The following is a 20,024-nucleotide window of genomic DNA, read 5'->3' on the forward strand; positions in this document are numbered from 1 at the left end:
CCCAGATGACTCTGCCTATTCTCTGTGCGATGAATTAGAAATTCCTAATAATCCAGCGGCACAGCACTTTATGCCGTGACGCGCAGAGCCTTCTTCAAAGCTTGCTCCAGCGTCAGGCAATGCTTGTGCAGCACCTTGGCGAAGGCATCCACAAGGTTTGACGACGGCCGATGCGTCGGCCTGACGAGGCTGACGGTGAACTGAACCGATTCGGTGAAGCGGCGCAGATGCAGGCCGCGCCTGGCTTCTTCCATTGCCGTCAACGGATTGACGATGGCGATGCCCAGGCCTTGCCTTACCATTGCACAGACCGAGGCAGCGCTCGCCGTCTCAATCGCCATACGACGTTCCACTTGCTGTCCTTCGAACACCTGGTCCAGTTGTTGCCGATAGATGTCGAGACTCGCGAGATTGATGAAATTCTGTCCGGAAAAATCCTTGGGCGAAAGTTTTTGCTTGGCCAGCAGTGGGTGTCCATCCGGCAGTATGCACACCATGTCCCCTGAAAACAGAAGGCTTTGCTCGGTGGCCGCTGGCGCCGCGACAGTTTCGGTAATACCGATGTCGTGGCGTTGCGAGGTCAGCCATTCCTCCAGCAGCGGCGATTCCTGCGGCGTGATGCTCAGGCCCACCGTCGGAAAGTCGTCGAGGAAGCGGCGGCAGGCCACCGGCAACAGTGTTTGCGCAAATGTCGGCAGGCAGATGATGGAGAGTTGTCCGTGTTCAAACTGGCGGATCGATCCGGCCATGCTGACGATGCGCTCCAGGCCCAGGTAGGAACGTCGCACCTCTTCATACAGCAGGAGGGCGGGAGCGGTCGGCAGCAGGCGGCCGCGTACCCGGTCGAACAATTTGATCCGCACCAGCGATTCGAAACGGGCCAGCTCGCGGCTGGCGGTCGGCTGCGAAGTGCGCAGCAATGCAGCTGCTCCGGTGACGCTGCCGGCGGTCATGACTGCGCGAAATACTTCGATGTGCCTGAGCGTGATGGACATCTGCAAATCTCCGGGTAAAACAGGATGATATCAAACCATATCGTATATGAATGAAGCTTGAAAGAAATGATATTTTATTGAATACTGTTTTTGGAGGAAGATACTGCAATATCCCTATTCATCCTGGAGAATCGCCATGACCCCGGCCCAGCTTGCCACCTTCCCCGACCTCGCACGCCAGCATGGCACGCCGCTCTGGATCTACGATGCGGAAACCATAGTCGCGCGCATAGAGCAACTGCGCGCTTTCGACGTCATCCGCTTTGCCCAGAAAGCTTGTTCAAATATTCACATTCTGCAGCTCATGCGTGAGCAAGGCGTCCAGGTTGACGCCGTGTCGCTGGGAGAAATCGAACGCGCATTGCTGGCCGGCTACAGCCCGCAGGGCGAACCGGCCGGCTTGGTGTTCACCGCCGATCTGCTGGATCAGGCGACATTGGCGCGCGTCACGCAACTGGATATCGAAGTCAATGCCGGCTCGATCGACATGCTGGAGCAGCTCGGCGCCGCCAAGCCTGGCCATCGGGTCTGGTTGCGCATCAATCCCGGTTTCGGCCACGGCCACAGTGCCAAGACCAATACTGGCGGCGAGAACAGCAAGCATGGCATCTGGCATACCGATCTGGAGCGCGCATTGCAGGTGATTCAGAAGCATGGCCTGACACTGGTGGGCTTGCACATGCACATTGGTTCCGGCGTTGATTACAGCCATCTGCAGCGGGTGTGCGCGGCGATGGTGGATACGGTCAAGCGCCTGAATTGCGATATCGAGGCGGTATCGGCCGGCGGCGGCCTGTCGATTCCTTACCAAGAGGGTGGGGCGCGGATCGATTGCGATCACTACTTTTCGTTGTGGGATGCAGCGCGTAAAGAGATCGAAGTCCATCTTGGACATGCGGTCCGCCTGGAAATCGAACCGGGTCGTTTCCTGGTGGCGGAAGCGGGTGCCTTGCTGTCCGAAGTGCGCGCTGTCAAGGACAACGGCAACAATCACTTCGTTCTGGTCGACACGGGTTTCAATGATCTGATGCGCCCAGCCATGTACGGCAGTTATCACCGCATTTCGTTGATCTATCAAGGCCAGCCGCCGGCCGATGTCACGCCCCGGCCGACCGTGGTGGCGGGACCGCTGTGCGAATCGGGCGACGTCTTCACCCAACTCGAAGGCGGTGTCGTCGAGCCGCGCGAACTACCGCCGGCTCGCGTTGGCGACTATCTGGTATTGCACGATACTGGCGCCTACGGCGCGTCGATGTCATCCAACTACAATAGTCGTCCCTTGCTGGCTGAAGTCTTGATCGAGAACGGTACGCATCGCGTAATCCGCCGCCGTCAGACCCTGGCTGAGCTGATTGCGCTGGAAACCTTCGAATAAGACAAGCAATTTTTCCTAGGTTGGGGACGGCTTCATGCTGTCCCCGATGACTTCGGCAGGTCTCTGTAAAGGGGCCGAAAAGGCCACCAGGCTTGTCATACTGAGCACCGGAGCCACCGGCTGCTATAAAAAATCCCCGCGTTTCCCCTTCAGGCACCACTGGTGCCTATGACTTGTTGCCCTCTGTTGCTTTTCAGCATCATGACAGGATCGTCACAGAATCTTCATATCCCTGACATATTTGCTCGTGATACTGCGCCCATTCCAAAAGCGTAATGGCGACATGTACATGGTTGAAAACGAATCCCCTCTGCACCCATTCATCGCCGCCATCCTGCCGCAATTCGATCCGGTCTCGCGCCTGTCGCGGCCAAGCTCCAGCCTTCCACCAAGTCCAACTGTCTGGCAGGCGCCGGTCAGTTCTGCCAAGTCACCTGAAGTCATTCCCCGTCCCAGCGACGCCACCCCTCACCAGGAAACAACAGGACCATCATGATCAAGAAAATCGCCGCCACTTTCTGCGCGCCGCAGGCGCCACGCTTGCAGCCACTACTTACTCGACAGCCGCCAATGCAGCTTTTCCTGAGGCCATCCGCAGGGCGTTGGCGATTCCCGCCAATAATCGTACAGGCACCATCCGCGACGTCGAACATGTAGTCATCCTGATGCAGGAAAACCGCTCCTTCGATCATTATTTCGGCACCCTGCATGGCGTACGCGGCTTCGGCGACCGTTTCCCGATTCCGCTGCTCAACCAGCGTAACGTCATGCAGCAAACCTATACCGACAAGACCACCGGCAAGTCGCGCCTCATCCTGCCGTATCACCTCGACAGCAAGTTGGGCAATGCGCAGCGCGTCAACGGCACCAACCATTTTTACGACAACGCGCAGGATGCCTGGGACCTGGGTCGCATGAATTCCTGGCCGACCCACAAGCAGACGCAGTCGATGGGCTATTACACCAAGGTCGAGCTGGATTTTCAGTTTGCGCTGGCGAATGCCTTTACCGTGTGCGATGCCTACCATTGCTCGTTCCACGGCGGCACCAATCCGAATCGCGTATTCCATTGGACCGGCACCAATGACCCCAAAGGTCTCCACGGCGGCCCGGCCATCGACAATTCGCAAGAACAGTTGGATGCTTCCTCTGCACCGACCAGCTATCGCTGGAAAACCTATCCGGAACGGCTGCAACAGGCAGGGGTGAGCTGGAAGGTTTACCAGAACATGCCAGACAATTTCACCGACAATCCGCTGGCCGGCTTCGCCACCTATCGCCAAGCCAACGAGAAGCGCGGCAACGTCGCCAATTCCGGTGCGCCATACCCGCCATACTTGCCGACTGACGACAGCGCCAATCCGCTGCTCAAGGGTATCGCCAACACCATGCCCGATGGCGGCTTCCTGGGATCGCTGCGCGAAGACATCGGCGCAGGCACGTTGCCGCAGGTGTCATGGATCGTGGTTCCGGCCACCTATAGCGAACACCCGGGGCCATCCAGCCCAGTGCAGGGCGCCTGGTACACGCAGGAAGTGCTGAACGCGCTGACTGCCAATCCGGACGTGTGGAGCAAGACCGTGCTGTTGATTAACTTCGACGAGAACGACGGCTTCTTCGACCATGTGCCGCCGCCATGCGCGCCAGGCTACGAAGGCAACGAGCTGGCCGGCTATTCTAGCGTCGATACCGACGGCGAATATTATTTGAGCACACCGCCTTACAACAAGCATCCGTTCGGCCCCGGCCCGCGCGTGCCGATGTATGTGATTTCGCCTTGGAGTCGCGGTGGCTGGGTCAATTCGCAAGTCTTCGATCACACCTCGGTTCTACGTTTCCTGGAGGCGCGTTTCAATGTGAAGGAAGAAAACATCAGCCCGTTCCGCCGTGCCGTCTGTGGCGATCTGCTGACAGCATTCAATTTCGTCAATCCGAACCATGAGCCATTGCCGACGCTGCCGAAGCGCTCGCGCCAGCAAGCTGACGCAGTACGCGCCCAGCAAGAGCGCTTGCAGCAAGTTGCGCTGCCGGCCGAAGGCACGCAAGTATTTCCGATGCAGGCTGCCGGGATTCGGCCATCGCGCGCATTGCCCTATGAATTGCACGTTGGCGGCCGCACTGACGAGCGCAGCAACAAGATCGTACTGAGTTTCCGCAACACTGGCCGCGCCGCGGCAGTATTCCATGTCTACGATCGCCTGCACCTGGATCGCGTGCCGCGCCGCTACGTGCTGGAAGCCGGCAAGAGCTGGCAGGACGCCTGGGACCTGAGCGTCGACCATGGCGCCTACGATTTGTGGGTATTGGGGCCGAACGGCTTCCATCGTGCATTCCAGGGAAATTTAGCGGCACTGTCCGAATCGGCCACAGCGACGCCGGAAGTCCGGCTCGGCTACGACACCTTCGGCAAGCGGATTCACCTGACAATGGTCAACACCGGAGCCAGGACTTGCGTCTTCACCGTTAAACTGAATGCCTATCGCCGGGAAGGCCCTTGGACTTTCGAGGTGCGCCCGGGCCGGCAGATTGAGCAGCATTGGGCAATCGCCAGCCAAGGCAACTGGTATGACTTTAGCGTGACAGTGCCGCTGGGCGGTTTCAGCCGCCGCTTTGCGGGGCGCATGGAAACCGGGGCACACGGGGTTAGCGATCCGGCGATGGCGGTGACCTGAAGCATCTAGTGTTGGATTTCTCGCCTTGGCAATCGATTCATATCATGTGAAATAGTTAAAGTGCAAATAGAAGGGGCCTACATTGATGTAGGCCCTTTGCTTTTGTTGAAAGTCCTTGCCGATTCACATGGTCCGCACTGATAATAATTTTGCTTCATCAATGACTGGTCCTAACCGCCGGCCAAGATCGCAAACGTTTGAATTCGGGGTGAATGAATGAAAATGACTTATTGGGTGGCTGAAAATCTGAAAGGCGACAAGGCCGAGTCGATCATTGCCAGGACCAAGCACGACTGCGAGCAAAAGGTCATCGCCTACGGATGTGCCGCGGATTACGGCCCGCCGCTGAAGAAATCGTTCCTGTATGGCGACGCTTTTGATTTGTTCGAAATGGCGACTGCCAAGGACGGTGGACGAGGCATGGGATAGCGCCTCAGATATCCCGCAGTGTGGTTCCCGGTTAAACCGCTATCAAGATGAAAACTGTCGTATGCCATCCATCATTCCCACTACGTTGTCAACGCCGCGCCTGATTTTGCGCCCGCTGCTGGAATCAGACGCCGCAGCTCTATTCACCATATTTTCCGATCCGGAAGTCATGCGCTACTGGAGCACAGTGCCGTGGGCTTCAATCGACGTGGCGCACGAGTTGATTGCGAATGACATTGCGGCTCATCAGGAAGGACGTTATCTCCGCCTCGGCATGCAAACGCAGGCAGACAATCATCTCATCGGGATGTGTTCGTTGTTCGCGATCGATTTGCAGAACTTGCGCGCCGATCTGGGATATGGAATGGGAAGTACGCATTGGGGCAACGGTTACATGCACGAAGCCCTGACAACCTTTGTCGAGCACGCGTTCGACGCTTTCAAACTACGACGGCTCGAAGCCGATATCGATCCGCGCAATGCCGCATCTGCCAAGACCCTGGAGCGCCTTGGCTTCATCAAGGAAGGACATTTGCGCGAGCGGTGGCTGGTCGATGGCGTGGTGTCGGATACCGACCTGTATGGATTGCTCCGGCGCGATTGGCTGGCCAGATAATCGCTTTACACACAAGGCAACGATGACGCTTGCATCTGAAGACCGCTTCAAATTTTCCACCATTGCGCACACCGATCATCGCTATTGCAGTCCGCTTTCTGCGGCCAAGGCAGAGGCTTGCTGCGTTCGCTGCGATTGACACCCGATGCACTGGTGCTGGATGCCGGATGCGGTAAGGCTGCTCTGTTGCGCGACCTGCTGACGCTGGCGCCGGTGCGCGGAGTGGGTGTTGATATCAATCCATCGTTCATCGCTGAAGCAAAGCAGGAATGGCTGGCGCAGCATCCCGCTGACACTCGGCTGACGTTGATAGATGAGCCGGTCGAGCAGCATGCATGTCCAGCCGACGGTTACGACACGATTCTCTGCATCGGTTCAAGTCATGCGTTCGGCGGCTTCGATGTTTGCCTTGAGACCAGCATGAAATGGCTGAAGCCTGGTGGCTTACTGTTGGTGGGCGAAGGTTACTGGAAGCAACCGCCATCCGCTGCCTATCTTGCAGTGCTCGGAGCAACCCAGGATGAGTTGCGCAGCCATGCGGAAAATGCCGCGCGTGGCGTTGCGCAGGGCTTTGCCGTGCTCCGCTCAGCAACTAGCAGCGATGATGAATGGGATGAATATGAAGGGATGTACTGCCACGCAGTCATGCGCTACGTCGCATCTCATCCTGGTGATCCCGATGTTGCCGGATTTCGCCAGCGCATCCAGCATTGGCATGCTGCCTACTTGCAGTGGGGCCGGGCGACGCTTGGCTTCGGTTATTACCTTTTCGAAAAACCTGATGACCGGGCATGAAGCTTGAAATGATGGCGTCGGCCAATTTGTAATGGATTGTAAGCACAGTCAACAGCATCCTTGCAGCAGTCGTTTATTGCTCAAGCCCTCGGAGATTATCTGAGGTAACCAAGACAACTGAAAGGTGCAAAAATGAACAAATTAATCGCTACTCTGATCGCCGGCTTGTTCGCTACTTCCGTATTCGCTCAAGGAACTGCACCAGCTGCACCGACAGCGCCAGCGGCTACCGCAACTGCAGCAGTAAGCGCGCCGGCCGCAAAGACCGAAGCGAAAACCGGTAAGGTAGAAGCCAAGACCGAAGGCAAGGCAGCCGGCGCCAAGGTCAAGGCAAAAACTGCAAAAACCAAGGTGGCGCACAAGGCTGTGGTCAAGGCACCCGCCGCCGAAGCCAAGGCTGATGTGAAAACCGCTGCAGCCAAGTAAGCAGCGCGTTTCGGAATAAAAAAGACAGGCAAGTCCTGTCTTTTTTATTTGCAGTTCGTGCAAAAAATTTGACGGCGAAACAGGTTTGCGTTCGAAGGAAGCTGATACTATCCTAAAAAATATTTTACTAAATAGCTGATTTGCAAAGCTGACTCAAGATACAACTCCAAGGCAATATCACCAAAGGGGATTCGTCGCATGAGCAATGCATCAAACAGCCGGGAAAACGCTACCGATTTCGATTTGAGCGCAGGTGCGCCGAAAATCATCAACCAGTTGTTTGAGCATGCCGGGATCCGTCTGAACGGCGATCAGCCGTGGGACATGAAAATCCATGACCAGGCCTTTTTCCGCAAGATGTTCGCGACATGGGAGCTGGGCATTGGCGAGTCGTACATGGATGGCGACTGGGATTGCGAACGGCTCGACGAATTCTTTTTCCGCGTCACCAGCCACGATCTTGAGCAGACGGTGGTCGGCCCAGCAAAAATCAAGTTCGCCCTGGAAATCCTGCGGCAGAAATTCTTCAATCTGCAAAGCAGGGGCCGCGCCTTCCAGGTCGGCGAGCAGCATTACGATATCGGCAACGATCTGTTTGCAAGCATGCTCGATTCGAGCATGATGTATTCCTGCGGTTACTGGTCGCGCGCCCATAATCTTGAAGAAGCGCAGCAGCACAAGCTCGACCTGATTTGCCGCAAGCTGGAACTGAAGCCGGGTGAGCGCCTGCTCGATATCGGTTGCGGCTGGGGTGGCCTGGCCCGCTATGCCGCGCAACATCATCAGGTCGAGGTTGTCGGCATCACGATTTCAAAGGAGCAGCAGAAACTGGCGCAGGAACGCTGTGCCGGTCTGCCGGTCAAGATCGAACTGACGGATTACCGCCAGCTCGCCGGGCAGTTCGATAAGGTGGTGTCGGTCGGCATGTTTGAGCACGTCGGCGCCAAGAATTATCCGGCCTACTTCGACGTGGTGGGCAAACTGCTGGCGCCGGACGGCTTGTTCCTGCTGCATACCATCGGCAATTACGTGACAGAGATGAAAAGGGATGTGTGGCTGGATAAATATATTTTCCCCAACGGCCACCTGCCTTCCGCCAAGGAAATTGCGAACGTCCTGGAAGGGCGCTTCCTGATTGAAGACTGGCACAATTTCGGCCGCGACTACGACCTGACCTTGATGGCCTGGTGGGAAAATTTCGAGCGCGCCTGGCCAGTCCTGAAAGACAACTACGACGAGCGCTTTTATCGGATGTGGAAGTATTTCATCCTCTCTTCTGCCGGCTTCTTCCGCTCAGGCCAGGGCCAGCTTTGGCAACTGGTGTTGAGCAAGCGCGGCCGCAGCAGCGGCTATCGTTCGGTGCGCTGATGGCGCGGAAGCACGGGGTGCGCTACCATTTCCTTTCTTGATTTGCATAAAACGCAGCGTCTTGATCCAGTCGCCGTGAGGCGTAGACCACAGTCTTGTCCTTTATCCCGACTGATTAAAGTCGAAAACATGTCCATTGCAGTCATTACGCTTTACCGATAATAGATAAATAAATATTGGTAAAAGCTGTCCACGCAACACTCACTGAGGCAGAGCAACTCCCCACGCAACGGTGACATTGCCGCCAAGACGCCATTCGTGGAACTGACGGCGCGGAGCAATCAGCCCAGGGAGACGCGAGTCGCGCGTGCGAGCGTAATACGGCTCCATCCACGACAGCTCGTCCTGGAATGTCCAAGGGAAGAGATTTTGTTTGACCGGCGTGATCTCGGCGAAACTGTCGGGATTCTGCACCGCCTTGATTACCAGATTTGCCAACCGGCCGATTGCGCCGTGATTCTCCTGATAGAGATTGACACCTTGCCTCTCGGCCAGTTCTGCCGTGAAGACCAGTGGAATAAGGGCGAACGTGTGGTAATGGAGAGCCCGATCTCCGCGCTTGATTTCCCGCTCCAATTCGCCGTGCAAACCTATGTCGTGAATACCCTCTCTGGCACGTGCGAGTCCGGCATCGATCAAATCCTGCCGGTGCGCAAGCGTGCCGATAGCGACAAGATTCAGCCCCGCCCAATAGACCAGATTGTTGTGCAAATGGTTGATCGCATCCGCGTCTCGCGTGGCGATGGCGATGCGGGTCAGCCACGGCGTAATGACGCGCAACTGATCCGCATTAGCCTCACCGACTTCCTTGGGCAGCCGCAGCAATACGAGCGCGAAATCTGTCCCGGCCCAGGAACGCTCGTAGTAACCTTGGTATCCGCTGATCGGACCCAGCAAGGAATCTGCGCGAGCCCAACCTTCCAAAAGCGTGAGAACACAGGTCCATTGATTCGATTCCGCAGCCTTGTTGAGCCGGTAGATATAGTCACGCATCGGCTTGACCGCCTGCGCATAAGCGGCCGGATCATCGTAAAACCCCACTGGATCGATTGATTTCAACGGCTCAGGTACAGCACACGCAGCGACGGCATGGTTAATGCCAAGCCCCATGAGCATCGTTACTGAAACAGCGCTCAGCAATTGAATGATTCGATTATGCATGACTACTCCTGTCAGGTTTCATCTTCATATGAATACTAGAGCGGCATGTGCCGGTGCCAACACTTCCCAGCTGAAAAAACGTATGAAGATGTAACAGCTCATTGCAATGGGCGAAAGCGGCGCGCTGTTTTCCGGTATCTATTGTCAATGATCTGGGCAACTGCGTCGACCGGCTGCAATGGCCATTTTGAACCGGGCGCGACAGGCTCAATTCAACCCGAGGTGGCCGTTCGGCGGGGCGGAAAGATCATACGTCATACGTAAGCTGGATCACTCGCGACTGGTGTCAAGTGATCTGGCAATCCGAAATCCAAGATCATCTATTGCAAATGTCGGATGACTACGGCGACGATTCGTAGCAAGGCAGCCTCTTTCTGCATCAGACCAACCACCGCCACGAAACACACGATACGAACCATAGACCTCGGGATCATATTGATCCGAACACCACTCCCAAACATTGCCGAGCGTGTCGTAAATTCCCCATTGGTTCGCTTGCTTTTGGCCGACGTCATGCGTGCGTCCCTCAGAGTTTTCCCGATACCAGGCAATGTCATCAAGATTGCCATATCTCGGACCATTGCTTCCCGCACGGCACGCATATTCCCATTCTGCTTCGGTGGGCAGACGATAGCCGCTACCAAGGGGGACAGGAGTGGCGCCCGTGCCGTCGTCATGCATGTCGTAACATGCTGAAAGACCCGCCGCCTTCGAAAGTAAATTGCAGAATTTGGCAGCATCATTCCAGGAGACGTTTTCAACCGGGCATTGTAATGTGGCTGATGACGATGGCTGTCGTCCAGTCAGCGCTGCATATTCTGCTTGAGTGACAGGATAGCGACCGATTGCAAAACGTTGGAGTTCGACGCTCCATGTACGACTGATTCTGTCGTCTCGCAATGCGATGAAGCCAGCAGGAACTTGCACCATTTGAACATCTGGAAATTCAGATTTCTGTTCCATTTTTCGACAAGGATGAAAGCGGACCCATCAGGAAAATTCGGATATTACTCTTATTTTTCGGAGCGACTGTCGATTGACAGCTATTGGCCGATAACTGACTATCGGCTTTGGTTGAGATCTCTTGCTCTCTCATAGCAAACACTACAAATCAGCGAAATGCCAGCTTTAGCTTCGGTTTCGTCATTCCATTCACCAGCAGCATTTAACATAGCTTCACACTCACTGCACCAAGAATCTGGGTGCAACTCGCCTGGCCCAACCTCCGCAGACCAAAAACCACGTGGCTTGCTGTCCTGCAGCGTTTGAAGAATGTGCTGGCAAACATAGGTGGCGGCTTGTCTGCCATGGGTGCAGCACTCTACGAAATGTTGATCGCTCATGCTGCCTTCCACTGAATCGCCATTACTTTGGTAGGCACTTTCAACCGTCCACAATTGGCCGAAATTGGTCATTTGCTAGTCCTGCGCCATTGTACGTCGACGCGTCCACTCGTCCACAACGTCGCCCATGTTCTTCTCAACACCGTTGCCTATCCATGCCATCAGATCGCGGTCAAATTTGAACTCCGGTCCACATTGATGCGACAGAAAGCGCCGAACGTTCTGCGTATTTTTGTAGGCAGAATCGACTAACGTTGTCCGCGAAATTACTCCGCCGTGCCAATCAAATTTCATGACTAAACTCCTCCAACATAGTCATCAGTTTAGCGGACGTCTTCGACCGTTCGATTTTGGCCGATTGCGACCCTCACCAGCAATCTGCTCTTTGTCTTCTCATCCACGACATAACGCCGTATTGAAACCATTCACTATCCAACAGATGTAGCGAGATATTCGTCGCCGAAAGCGCGCATCGATGTTTTCGACTTTAATTGTAGAGAAGATCCTTTTCTCCGGCTGTCGCATTTCTTGCCAGCAATCAAAAAGCAACGATTTTTTTAGTTGCAAAGCTAAAATTTAAGCACTATTATTGGTCCAGCCAATGGACCTCTGGGCCAGATCCAGCGAGCTACCTGCGGTCCTAGACAAAATACCAAGCATCCGGAGACAGTTTCATGAGACTACAAGGAAAGCGCATTCTGGTGACTGCCGCAGGCCAGGGCATTGGGCGCGCCAGCGCCTTGGCGTTTGCGCGTGAAGGTGCGCAAGTGCTGGCGACTGACATCAACCAGGCGGCACTCGACGAGACCGCCGCTGCCGCGCGCGATGGCGGCCATCCAATTACCACCAGGCTTCTCGATGTGACAGATGACCGGGCCGTTGCCGCGCTGGCGCAATCGGGCAGCGGCTTTGACGTGCTGTTCAACTGCGCCGGCTATGTCCATCATGGCAGCATCCTCGACTGCAGCGAAGAAGACTGGCGTTTCTCGTGGGATATCAACGTCTCTTCAATGTATCGCCTGATCCGCGCGCTATTACCCGGCATGGTGGCGCAGGGCGGCGGCTCGATCATCAACATGTCGTCGGCGGCTTCCAGCGTCAAAGGTGTGCCGAACCGCTTTGTCTACGGAACCACCAAGGCCGCGGTGATCGGCTTGACCAAGGCAGTGGCGGCAGACTTCGTTGCCAAAGGCATCCGCTGCAACGCGATCTGTCCCGGCACCGTCGAATCCCCTTCGCTGGAAGTGCGAATCCGCGAGCAGGCGCGCCAGCAAGGCGTCGATATCGCCGAAGTCCAGGCTGCTTTCGTTGCACGCCAGCCGATGGGGCGCATCGGCAAGACCGAGGAAATCGCTGCGCTGGCGCTATACCTGGCGTCCGACGAATCGTCGTTCACCACCGGCGCAATTCATCTGATCGATGGCGGCTGGTCAAACTGATCCACATTCAAACAACAGGATAAAGAAAGCGATTCATGAAGTTATTACGATATGGCGAGAAGGGCCGGGAAAAGCCTGGCGTGCTGGATAACCAAGGACGGGTGCGCGATCTGTCCGGTGTGGTGGCGGATATCGGCGGCCATTTTCTGACGCCGCCGGAGCTGGACAAATTACGCGCACTCGATCTGGATAGCTTGCCTCTGGTGGCCGGTACGCCACAGCAGGATTTGCGCCTCGGTCCGTGCGTCGGCGCTGTCGGCAAGTTCATCTGCATCGGCCTGAATTATTCCGACCACGCCGCTGAATCCGGCATGGACGTGCCGAAGGAGCCGGTGGTTTTCGGCAAATGGACTAGCGCCATTTGTGGTCCCGACGACGACGTCGAGATTCCACGCGGTTCGCTCAAGACAGATTGGGAAGTCGAACTGGGCGTGGTGATTGGCAAGGGCGGCCGCTATATCGATGAGGCCGATGCCATGTCGCATGTGGCCGGTTACTGCGTGATCAACGACGTCTCGGAGCGCGAATACCAACTCGAACTGGGCGGCACCTGGGACAAGGGCAAGGGCTGCGACACCTTCGGACCGTTGGGGCCGTGGCTGGTGACGGCTGACGAAATCGCAGACCCGCATTCCCTTGGCATGTGGCTCGAAGTGGACGGCCATCGCTACCAGAACGGTAATACCTCGACCATGGTGTTCCAGGTTCCGACACTGGTCAGCTACTTGAGCCGCTTCATGAGTTTGCAGCCGGGCGACGTGATTTCGACCGGTACGCCGCCGGGCGTCGGCCTCGGGCAAAAGCCGCCGCTTTATCTGCGCGCCGGCCAGGTGATGCGACTCGGCATCGACGGCTTGGGGCAGCAGCGCCAACGCACCATCTCACTATAAACCCAATAAAAGAGACATACGATGACGACCATTCGATCAGTACGCGTACTGGACGTGCGTTTCCCGACCTCGCAGATGCTGGACGGCTCGGACGCGATGAATCCGGATCCTGATTATTCCGCCGCATACGTCATCCTGGAAACCGACCGGCCCGGCCTGGAAGGCCACGGCCTGACTTTCACCATCGGCCGCGGCAACGAAATCTGCTGCGCCGCGATCCAGGCGATGGAACATTTGTTGGTCGGCCTGAAGCTGGACTGGATCAGCGAAGACATGGGCCGCTTCTGGCGCTACATCACCTCAGACAGCCAGTTGCGCTGGATCGGTCCCGACAAGGGCGCGATCCACCTGGCCACTGGCGCCGTCGTCAATGCGGTCTGGGATCTGTGGGCCAAGGCCGAAGGCAAGCCGCTGTGGAAACTGGTGACTGACATGACGCCGGAGGAACTGGTGCGCGCCATCGATTTCCGCTACCTGACCGATTGCATCACGCCGGAAGAGGCACTGGCCCTGTTGCGCGAACAAGAGCCCGGTAAGGCTGAACGGATTCGCCTGCTGGAGCAGGATGGCTACCCTTGCTATACCACATCCGCCGGCTGGCTCGGCTATGACGATGCCAAGTTGCGTCGCTTGTGCCAGGAAGCCATCGATAGCGGTTTCAATCACATCAAACTGAAAGTAGGGCGCGACCTCGCCGACGACATTCGTCGCGTCACCATTGCGCGCGAAGTGATCGGCCAGCAGCGGCATTTGATGATCGACGCCAACCAGGTGTGGGAAATCGACCAGGCGATCGAATGGGTCAACAAGCTGGCCTTTGCCAAGCCCTGGTTCATCGAAGAGCCGACCAGCCCGGACGATGTCGAAGGCCATCGCAAGATCCGCGAAGGCATCGGCGCGGTTCAGGTCGCTACCGGCGAGATGTGCCAGAACCGCATCGTCTTCAAGCAATTCATCATGCGCGGTGCGATCGACGTGGTGCAAATCGATTCCTGCCGGCTAGGTGGCGTCAACGAAATTCTGGGCGTGCTGCTGATGGCGGCAAAATACAAGTTGCCGGTCTGTCCACATGCGGGCGGCGTTGGCTTGTGCGAATACGTGCAGCATCTGTCGATGATCGACTACGTCTGCATCGCCGGCAGCAAGGCCGGGCGCGTGACGGAGTATGTCGACCACTTGCATGAGCACTTCGTTGATCCGTGCGTGATCCGTAATGCCGCGTACATGCCGCCGACAGCGCCGGGATTTTCGATTACGATGAAGCCTGAGTCGCTGCAGCAATACCAGTTCCGCGGCTAGCAACGTAGGCATCTTCCTTCGGCGTTGACGATTGGAAGATGCCTGCAGTTGGTCTATAAAGAACAAGTAGGAAAATATAAGAATAAATAAAATGGAGACAACAAGGTGGATTTACATCTGACAGGCAAGGTAGTGATTGTCACCGGCGGCGGCGCAGGCATCGGCGCAGCGATTTCGCTGCAGCTCGCAGCAGAAGGCGCGATCCCGGTGATCTTCGGCAAAAGCCAGCCCGATCTCACGTTCAGGGAGCGCTTGCTGGCGCTGCAACCGGAGGCGCGCATTTTTCAGCTCGACCTGATCGACGAGGATAAGTGCCGCCATGCAGTGGCGCAAACCGTGCAGGAATTCGGACGTCTGGACGGCCTGGTCAACAATGCCGGCATCAACGACGGCGTCGGCCTGGATGCCGGGCGCACGGCCTTTGTACAATCGCTGGAAAAAAACCTGATTCACTATTACGTGATGGCGCATTTCTGCGTGCCGCATCTGAAAACCAGCCGCGGCGCCATCGTCAATATCTCATCCAAAACAGCACTGACCGGCCAGGGCAACACTAGCGGCTATTGCGCCGCCAAGGGTGCGCAACTGGCGCTGACGCGCGAATGGGCGGCTGCACTCGCCAACGATGGTGTGCGGGTCAATGCCTTGATCCCCGCCGAAGTGATGACGCCGTTATATCGTCACTGGATTGCCAGTTTCGATAAGCCGGAAGAAAAGCTGGCCGCCATTACCAGCAAGATCCCGCTCGGCAAACGCCTCACGAGTGCGGAAGAAATTGCCGACACTGTGGTGTTCCTGCTATCCGATCGCGCCGCCCATACCACTGGGCAGTGGGTATCGGTGGATGGCGGTTATACCCATCTGGATCGCGCGTTGACCTGAGCGGGTTCCGTTGAGTTTGCAAGCTAGCAGCACAAGGAAACGAACACATGCGTTATTGCCTGGCACTGGACCTGAAAGACGATCCCGAACTGATCGCCCGCTACGAACAGCAGCACCGCCGGATCTGGCCGGAAATCGCCGAACACCTGCGGCGCCATGGCGTGCTGTCGATGGAGATTTACCGTCTGGGTACACGCCTGACGATGTTGATGGAAACCGACGATGCGACCTACGACGCCGCCAGGATGGCAGCAGCATCGCAGGGCAATCTTCGGGTGCAGGAATGGGAAACGCTGATGTGGAATTTCCAGGCGCCGACCCCGTGGACGCCGGAAGGTGAAAAATGGACACCGATGTCGAAGATTTTCGATCTGGCGCAGCAATGAACCAGCCTGGCTTTATGGCATCGAGGCGGCTTGCGCCTCGGCAGATTGGATTTAACGCGGTTGGCGATACAGCCGGCTGTGCATCATGAGAGCGGATATGCAGCAATCAGAAATTCCCGAGGGCGCAGCACCAGAATACCTCATCGCCCTGAAAAACGTGACCAAGCGCTTCCCCGGCGTGCTGGCGCTCGACAATTGCCAGTTCAATCTGCTGCGCGGTGAAGTGCATGCGCTGATGGGCGAGAACGGCGCCGGCAAGTCGACGCTGATGAAAGTGCTGTCTGGCGTCTACCCCAAGGACAGCGGCGAAATCCGCATGGATGGCCGCCCGGTGGAGATTCCCAATCCGCGCGCCGCGCAGGCACTGGGCATCGGCATCATCCATCAGGAACTGAACCTGATGAATCACCTGAGCGCAGCGCAAAACATCTTCATCGGCCGCGAGCCGCGCGGCCGTTACGGCGTGTTTCTCGACGAAGACGCGCTGAACCGGCAAGCCGCGCAGATCTTTGAGCGCATGCGCCTGCAACTCGATCCGCGCACGCTGGTCGGCGAGCTGACGGTGGCCAAGCAGCAGATGGTGGAGATTGCCAAGGCGCTATCGTTCGATTCGCGCGTGCTGATCATGGACGAGCCGACGGCGGCGCTCAACAATGCTGAAATCGACGACCTGTTCCGCATCATCCGGCAACTGCAGGAACACGGCGTCGGCATCATCTACATCTCGCACAAGATGGACGAACTGCGGCAAATTTCTAACCGCGTCACGGTCATGCGCGATGGCCAATACATCGCCACCGTGCCGACCGTAGGCACGCCGATCGACACCATCATCGGCATGATGGTCGGGAGGCAGCTTGATAACAGTGGGCCGGAAGTGCCCGATACCTCGGCCAATGATGTTGTGTTGGAGGTCAAGGGTTTGACACGCGGCGCGGCTATCAAGGATGTCAATTTTTCTTTGCGCAAGGGCGAGATACTTGGTTTTGCGGGCTTGATGGGCGCCGGCCGTACTGAAGTGGCGAGAGCGGTGTTTGGTGCCGACGCGATCGATGCCGGCGAAATCCTGGTGCATGGCGTCAAGGTGTCGATCAAGTCACCGAGAGATGCTGTCGCTCACGGTATCGGCTACCTATCGGAAGATCGCAAGCATTTCGGATTGGCGACCGGGCTCGACGTCAAGACCAACGTGGTGATGTCGAGCATGGACAAATTCCTGACCAAGGGTTTGTTTCTCGACCAGCCGGCCATCCGCGAAACAGCTCAAGGTTACGTGCGGCAGCTGAGCATCAAGACGCCGTCGATCGACCAGCCGGTGCGATTGCTGTCAGGCGGCAACCAGCAAAAGATCGTGATCGCCAAATGGCTGCTGCGCGATTGCGACATCCTGTTTTTCGACGAGCCGACGCGCGGCATCGACATCGGCGCCAAGAATGAAATCTACAAGTTGCTCAATGCGTTGGCGGCGCAGGGCAAGGCAATCGTCATGATTTCATCCGAACTGCCCGAGGTGCTACGGATGAGCCACCGGATACTGGTCATGTGCGAAGGCCGCATCACCGGCGAGCTTGCTGCCGCCGACGCCTCGCAGGAAAAAATCATGTACCTGGCCACGCAGCGTGAGCCGGCCCTTACCGAATAATTCAATCATTCACCGAAGACGATCATGGCAAATACCCCGAATTCCCCGAATCCCCTTTCGCATGCAAAATTGCCGCTAAGCGGCGGTGTGCTCGGCAGCGTCAAGGCCAGGATATTTCATCCCGCCACCCGGCAAAAGCTGTTGGCTTTCGCCAGTCTGCTGGCATTGCTGGTGTTCTTCAGCCTGGCTTCGCCGAATTTCCTGGAGATCGATAACCTGGTCAGCATCCTGCAGTCGACCGCCGTCAACGGTGTGTTGGCGATTGCCTGTACCTTTGTCATCATCACCGCGGGCATTGATTTATCGGTCGGCACGCTGATGACCTTCTGCGCCGTGATGGCCGGCGTGTTCCTGACCTACTGGGGTTTGCCAATCTATGTCGGCATCGCTGCAGCGATCCTGTTCGGTGCACTGTGCGGCTGGGTTTCCGGCGTACTGATCGCCAAGCTCAAGATTCCGCCATTCATCGCCACACTCGGCATGATGATGCTGCTCAAGGGTTTGTCTCTGGTGATCTCGGGCACCAAGCCGATCTATTTCAACGACACACCTGGCTTCTCCAGCATTTCGCAGGATTCGTTGATCGGAACTTTGATTCCGGCGTTGCCGATTCCGAATGCGGTGCTGATCCTGTTCCTGGTGGCGATTGCCGCCGGCATCGCGCTCAACAAAAGCATCTTCGGCCGCTACACCTTTGCCTTGGGCAGCAATGAAGAAGCGCTGCGCTTGTCGGGTGTGAATGTCGATTTCTGGAAGGTCACGGTATACAGCGTCAGCGGCGCCATCTGCGGCATCGCCGGCCTGCTGATCGCATCGCGTTTGAACTCGGCGCAGCCGGCGCTGGGGCAGGGTTATGAACTTGATGCCATCGCCGCGGTAGTGATCGGCGGCACTTCGCTGTCGGGCGGCACCGGCACCATCCTCGGCACCATCATCGGCGCGTTCATCATGAGCGTGCTGATCAACGGCCTGCGCATGATGTCGGTGGCGCAGGAATGGCAGACGGTGGTGACCGGCGTCATCATCATCCTGGCGGTCTACATGGATATCCTGCGTCGTCGCCGCCAGTGAGGAAATGAAATTTTGAACAGGTTTTGTACGTGCACATGAAGTTCGGACAATGCAATTGATGACTATTGTTTTATAACCACAACAGGAGACTAGAAATGATAAAGAGAAGAGCAGTGAACGTTGCCATTGGCCTGGCGCTTGCGCTTGGATTCAGCGCAACGGCGATCGCCGATGACGTGGTCTACATTCCGTTGATTTCGAAAGGTTTCCAGCATCAATTCTGGCAGGCCGTGAAAGCCGGCTCCGAGCAGGCGGCCAAGGACTTTAATGTCAAGGTGTCGTTCGAAGGTCCGGAAACCGAAGCCATGGTCGACAAGCAGATCGACATGCTGTCGGCAGCGCTGGCCAAGAAACCCAAGGCCATCGGCTTTGCCGCGCTCGACAGCAAGGCGGCTCTGCCGTTGCTGAAGAAGGCGCAAGCCGCGCACATTCCTGTCGTCGCCTTTGACTCGGGCGTCGACAGCGATATTCCGGTCACGACTGCCACTACCGATAACAAGGCTGCGGCCGGGTTGGCGGCTGACAAGATGGCCGAGCTGATCGGCAATGAAGGCGAAGTGGCCGTGGTGGCGCACGATCAGACCAGCCGTACCGGCATCGACCGCCGCGATGGTTTCGTCGATCGCATCAAGTCTGCCCATCCGAAGATCAAGATCGTCAGCATCCAGTACGGCGCCGGCGATCAGTTGAAATCGACTGAAATCATGAAGTCGATTCTGCAAGCCTATCCGCACCTGAAGGGCGCCTTTGGCACCAATGAAGGTTCGGCCATCGGCGTGCTTAACGGCGCCAAGGAAATGAAGCGCAAGCTGGTGATTATCGGCTACGACTCCGGCAAGCAGCAGAAAGATGCGATCCGCGACGGCAGCATGGCCGGCGCCATCACGCAGAATCCCGTCGGCATCGGCTACAAGACAGTTGAAGCCGCCGTCAAGGCGCTGAAAGGCGAGAAACTGCCGAAAGTGATCGACACCGGTTTCTACTGGTACGACAAGAGCAACATCAACGACCCTAAGATCGCCGCCGTACTTTACGACTGATCTTTCAACCAGCAGTTTTCAATAACGATCCGGCGGCGGCAGGCAACAAGCGCTGCTGTTGGATCGGCAATCCAGCATAACAGCAGTTGACCTCCGGGTACTGCCGACAGTGGGCGTTATGAGCGCTGCTGCCGGTTGATTCCTGCTGCGCGCTCGCAAGGCTTCTCACGAAGGTTCGACATCATCTCTACTGCT

General features: G+C 56.9%; 21 protein-coding genes. 16 read left to right on the forward strand and 5 right to left on the reverse strand.

Annotated features, from left to right (window positions below):
- Nucleotides 1-68: 68 nt before the first annotated feature.
- Nucleotides 69-995: a LysR family transcriptional regulator gene (locus CAter10_RS05830; protein ID WP_061532675.1), complete on the reverse strand. Its 927-nt coding sequence runs from the start codon at nt 993-995 to the stop codon at nt 69-71.
- 130 nt (nt 996-1,125) lie between these two features.
- Here CAter10_RS05830 and lysA point away from each other — a divergent pair, with 130 nt between their 5' ends.
- From lysA to cfa, 8 genes are all read left to right on the forward strand, one after another.
- Entirely contained in the window at nt 1,126-2,370 is a 1,245-nt protein-coding gene (lysA, locus tag CAter10_RS05835; protein WP_417924719.1) for a diaminopimelate decarboxylase, read from the forward strand.
- Nucleotides 2,371-2,659: 289 nt separating this feature from the next.
- On the forward strand, nt 2,660-2,866 hold the full coding sequence (locus CAter10_RS22735) for a hypothetical protein (protein WP_156477069.1): 207 nt from the start codon (nt 2,660-2,662) through the stop codon (nt 2,864-2,866).
- On the forward strand, nt 2,805-5,042 hold the full coding sequence (locus CAter10_RS05840) for a phosphocholine-specific phospholipase C (RefSeq protein ID WP_082798039.1): 2,238 nt from the start codon (nt 2,805-2,807) through the stop codon (nt 5,040-5,042). The genes CAter10_RS22735 and CAter10_RS05840 overlap by 62 nt, the downstream gene beginning before the upstream one ends.
- Nucleotides 5,043-5,258: 216 nt before the next feature.
- A complete protein-coding gene (locus CAter10_RS05845) occupies nt 5,259-5,471 on the forward strand; it encodes a hypothetical protein (protein ID WP_061532677.1) in 213 nt (70 codons plus the stop codon).
- A gap of 61 nt (nt 5,472-5,532) precedes the next feature.
- Nucleotides 5,533-6,087 carry a GNAT family N-acetyltransferase gene (locus CAter10_RS05850; RefSeq protein WP_061532678.1) on the forward strand — a complete coding sequence of 185 codons (555 nt, stop codon included), beginning with the start codon at nt 5,533-5,535 and terminating at the stop codon, nt 6,085-6,087.
- Nucleotides 6,088-6,204: 117 nt separating this feature from the next.
- On the forward strand, nt 6,205-6,882 hold the full coding sequence (locus CAter10_RS05855) for an SAM-dependent methyltransferase (protein WP_236905502.1): 678 nt from the start codon (nt 6,205-6,207) through the stop codon (nt 6,880-6,882).
- Nucleotides 6,883-7,014: 132 nt separating this feature from the next.
- Nucleotides 7,015-7,308: a hypothetical protein gene (locus tag CAter10_RS05860; RefSeq protein ID WP_061532679.1), complete on the forward strand. Its 294-nt coding sequence runs from the start codon at nt 7,015-7,017 to the stop codon at nt 7,306-7,308.
- 198 nt (nt 7,309-7,506) lie between these two features.
- The gene (gene cfa / locus CAter10_RS05865; protein ID WP_061532680.1) at nt 7,507-8,676 is read left to right on the forward strand and encodes a cyclopropane fatty acyl phospholipid synthase; all 1,170 of its coding nucleotides are present in this window, start codon (nt 7,507-7,509) and stop codon (nt 8,674-8,676) included.
- A 201-nt stretch (nt 8,677-8,877) separates the two neighbouring features.
- Here cfa and CAter10_RS05870 read toward each other — a convergent pair whose 3' ends face one another.
- The 4 genes from CAter10_RS05870 to CAter10_RS05880 form a co-directional block, all read right to left on the reverse strand.
- The gene (locus CAter10_RS05870) at nt 8,878-9,837 is read right to left on the reverse strand and encodes an alginate lyase family protein (RefSeq protein WP_061532681.1); all 960 of its coding nucleotides are present in this window, start codon (nt 9,835-9,837) and stop codon (nt 8,878-8,880) included.
- 270 nt (nt 9,838-10,107) lie between these two features.
- Complete coding sequence (locus CAter10_RS21810) at nt 10,108-10,800, reverse strand: formylglycine-generating enzyme family protein (protein ID WP_082797807.1); 693 nt, start codon at nt 10,798-10,800, stop codon at nt 10,108-10,110.
- A gap of 98 nt (nt 10,801-10,898) precedes the next feature.
- Nucleotides 10,899-11,252 carry a hypothetical protein gene (locus tag CAter10_RS22305; RefSeq protein ID WP_128082995.1) on the reverse strand — a complete coding sequence of 118 codons (354 nt, stop codon included), beginning with the start codon at nt 11,250-11,252 and terminating at the stop codon, nt 10,899-10,901.
- A 3-nt stretch (nt 11,253-11,255) separates the two neighbouring features.
- The gene (locus tag CAter10_RS05880) at nt 11,256-11,474 is read right to left on the reverse strand and encodes a DUF6434 domain-containing protein (protein ID WP_061532683.1); all 219 of its coding nucleotides are present in this window, start codon (nt 11,472-11,474) and stop codon (nt 11,256-11,258) included.
- Between the two features lie 380 nt (nt 11,475-11,854).
- Here CAter10_RS05880 and CAter10_RS05885 point away from each other — a divergent pair, with 380 nt between their 5' ends.
- The 8 genes from CAter10_RS05885 (at nt 11,855) to CAter10_RS05920 (ending at nt 19,829) form a co-directional block, all read left to right on the forward strand.
- The gene (locus tag CAter10_RS05885; RefSeq protein WP_061532684.1) at nt 11,855-12,619 is read left to right on the forward strand and encodes an SDR family oxidoreductase; all 765 of its coding nucleotides are present in this window, start codon (nt 11,855-11,857) and stop codon (nt 12,617-12,619) included.
- 35 nt (nt 12,620-12,654) lie between these two features.
- A complete protein-coding gene (locus CAter10_RS05890) occupies nt 12,655-13,509 on the forward strand; it encodes a fumarylacetoacetate hydrolase family protein (protein WP_061532685.1) in 855 nt (284 codons plus the stop codon).
- Nucleotides 13,510-13,530: 21 nt separating this feature from the next.
- Nucleotides 13,531-14,808, forward strand: coding sequence for an L-fuconate dehydratase (locus CAter10_RS05895; RefSeq protein ID WP_061532686.1), 1,278 nt, complete (start codon nt 13,531-13,533; stop codon nt 14,806-14,808).
- Nucleotides 14,809-14,913: 105 nt separating this feature from the next.
- Nucleotides 14,914-15,690, forward strand: a complete 777-nt coding sequence (locus CAter10_RS05900) for an SDR family oxidoreductase (RefSeq protein ID WP_061532687.1) — start codon at nt 14,914-14,916, stop codon at nt 15,688-15,690.
- Between the two features lie 47 nt (nt 15,691-15,737).
- Nucleotides 15,738-16,076: an L-rhamnose mutarotase gene (locus CAter10_RS05905; protein WP_061532688.1), complete on the forward strand. Its 339-nt coding sequence runs from the start codon at nt 15,738-15,740 to the stop codon at nt 16,074-16,076.
- Nucleotides 16,077-16,173: 97 nt separating this feature from the next.
- Nucleotides 16,174-17,718: a sugar ABC transporter ATP-binding protein gene (locus CAter10_RS05910; RefSeq protein ID WP_231879195.1), complete on the forward strand. Its 1,545-nt coding sequence runs from the start codon at nt 16,174-16,176 to the stop codon at nt 17,716-17,718.
- Nucleotides 17,719-17,742: 24 nt separating this feature from the next.
- Complete coding sequence (locus CAter10_RS05915; RefSeq protein ID WP_061532690.1) at nt 17,743-18,789, forward strand: ABC transporter permease; 1,047 nt, start codon at nt 17,743-17,745, stop codon at nt 18,787-18,789.
- Nucleotides 18,790-18,884: 95 nt separating this feature from the next.
- Entirely contained in the window at nt 18,885-19,829 is a 945-nt protein-coding gene (locus tag CAter10_RS05920; RefSeq protein ID WP_061532691.1) for an ABC transporter substrate-binding protein, read from the forward strand.
- Nucleotides 19,830-20,024: the final 195 nt, after the last annotated feature.

The organism is Collimonas arenae (assembly GCF_001584165.1).
In the GTDB taxonomy this organism is placed as follows: domain Bacteria; phylum Pseudomonadota; class Gammaproteobacteria; order Burkholderiales; family Burkholderiaceae_D; genus Collimonas; species Collimonas arenae.

Bases quoted from the DNA above. Each gene is read 5' to 3' on its own strand.
- CAter10_RS05910 (WP_231879195.1), top strand. From the start codon at position 16,174: ATGCAGCAATCAGAAATTCCCGAGGGCGCAGCACCAGAATACCTCATC.
- CAter10_RS05905 (WP_061532688.1), top strand. From the start codon at position 15,738: ATGCGTTATTGCCTGGCACTGGACCTGAAAGACGATCCCGAACTGATC.
- CAter10_RS05885 (WP_061532684.1), top strand. From the start codon at position 11,855: ATGAGACTACAAGGAAAGCGCATTCTGGTGACTGCCGCAGGCCAGGGC.
- CAter10_RS05830 (WP_061532675.1), bottom strand. From the start codon at position 995: ATGTCCATCACGCTCAGGCACATCGAAGTATTTCGCGCAGTCATGACC.
- CAter10_RS05860 (WP_061532679.1), top strand. From the start codon at position 7,015: ATGAACAAATTAATCGCTACTCTGATCGCCGGCTTGTTCGCTACTTCC.
- CAter10_RS05880 (WP_061532683.1), bottom strand. From the start codon at position 11,474: ATGAAATTTGATTGGCACGGCGGAGTAATTTCGCGGACAACGTTAGTC.
- cfa (WP_061532680.1), top strand. From the start codon at position 7,507: ATGAGCAATGCATCAAACAGCCGGGAAAACGCTACCGATTTCGATTTG.
- CAter10_RS05870 (WP_061532681.1), bottom strand. From the start codon at position 9,837: ATGCATAATCGAATCATTCAATTGCTGAGCGCTGTTTCAGTAACGATG.
- CAter10_RS05850 (WP_061532678.1), top strand. From the start codon at position 5,533: ATGCCATCCATCATTCCCACTACGTTGTCAACGCCGCGCCTGATTTTG.
- CAter10_RS22305 (WP_128082995.1), bottom strand. From the start codon at position 11,252: ATGACCAATTTCGGCCAATTGTGGACGGTTGAAAGTGCCTACCAAAGT.
- CAter10_RS05845 (WP_061532677.1), top strand. From the start codon at position 5,259: ATGAAAATGACTTATTGGGTGGCTGAAAATCTGAAAGGCGACAAGGCC.
- CAter10_RS05915 (WP_061532690.1), top strand. From the start codon at position 17,743: ATGGCAAATACCCCGAATTCCCCGAATCCCCTTTCGCATGCAAAATTG.
- CAter10_RS05920 (WP_061532691.1), top strand. From the start codon at position 18,885: ATGATAAAGAGAAGAGCAGTGAACGTTGCCATTGGCCTGGCGCTTGCG.
- CAter10_RS21810 (WP_082797807.1), bottom strand. From the start codon at position 10,800: ATGGAACAGAAATCTGAATTTCCAGATGTTCAAATGGTGCAAGTTCCT.
- CAter10_RS05890 (WP_061532685.1), top strand. From the start codon at position 12,655: ATGAAGTTATTACGATATGGCGAGAAGGGCCGGGAAAAGCCTGGCGTG.
- CAter10_RS22735 (WP_156477069.1), top strand. From the start codon at position 2,660: ATGGTTGAAAACGAATCCCCTCTGCACCCATTCATCGCCGCCATCCTG.
- CAter10_RS05895 (WP_061532686.1), top strand. From the start codon at position 13,531: ATGACGACCATTCGATCAGTACGCGTACTGGACGTGCGTTTCCCGACC.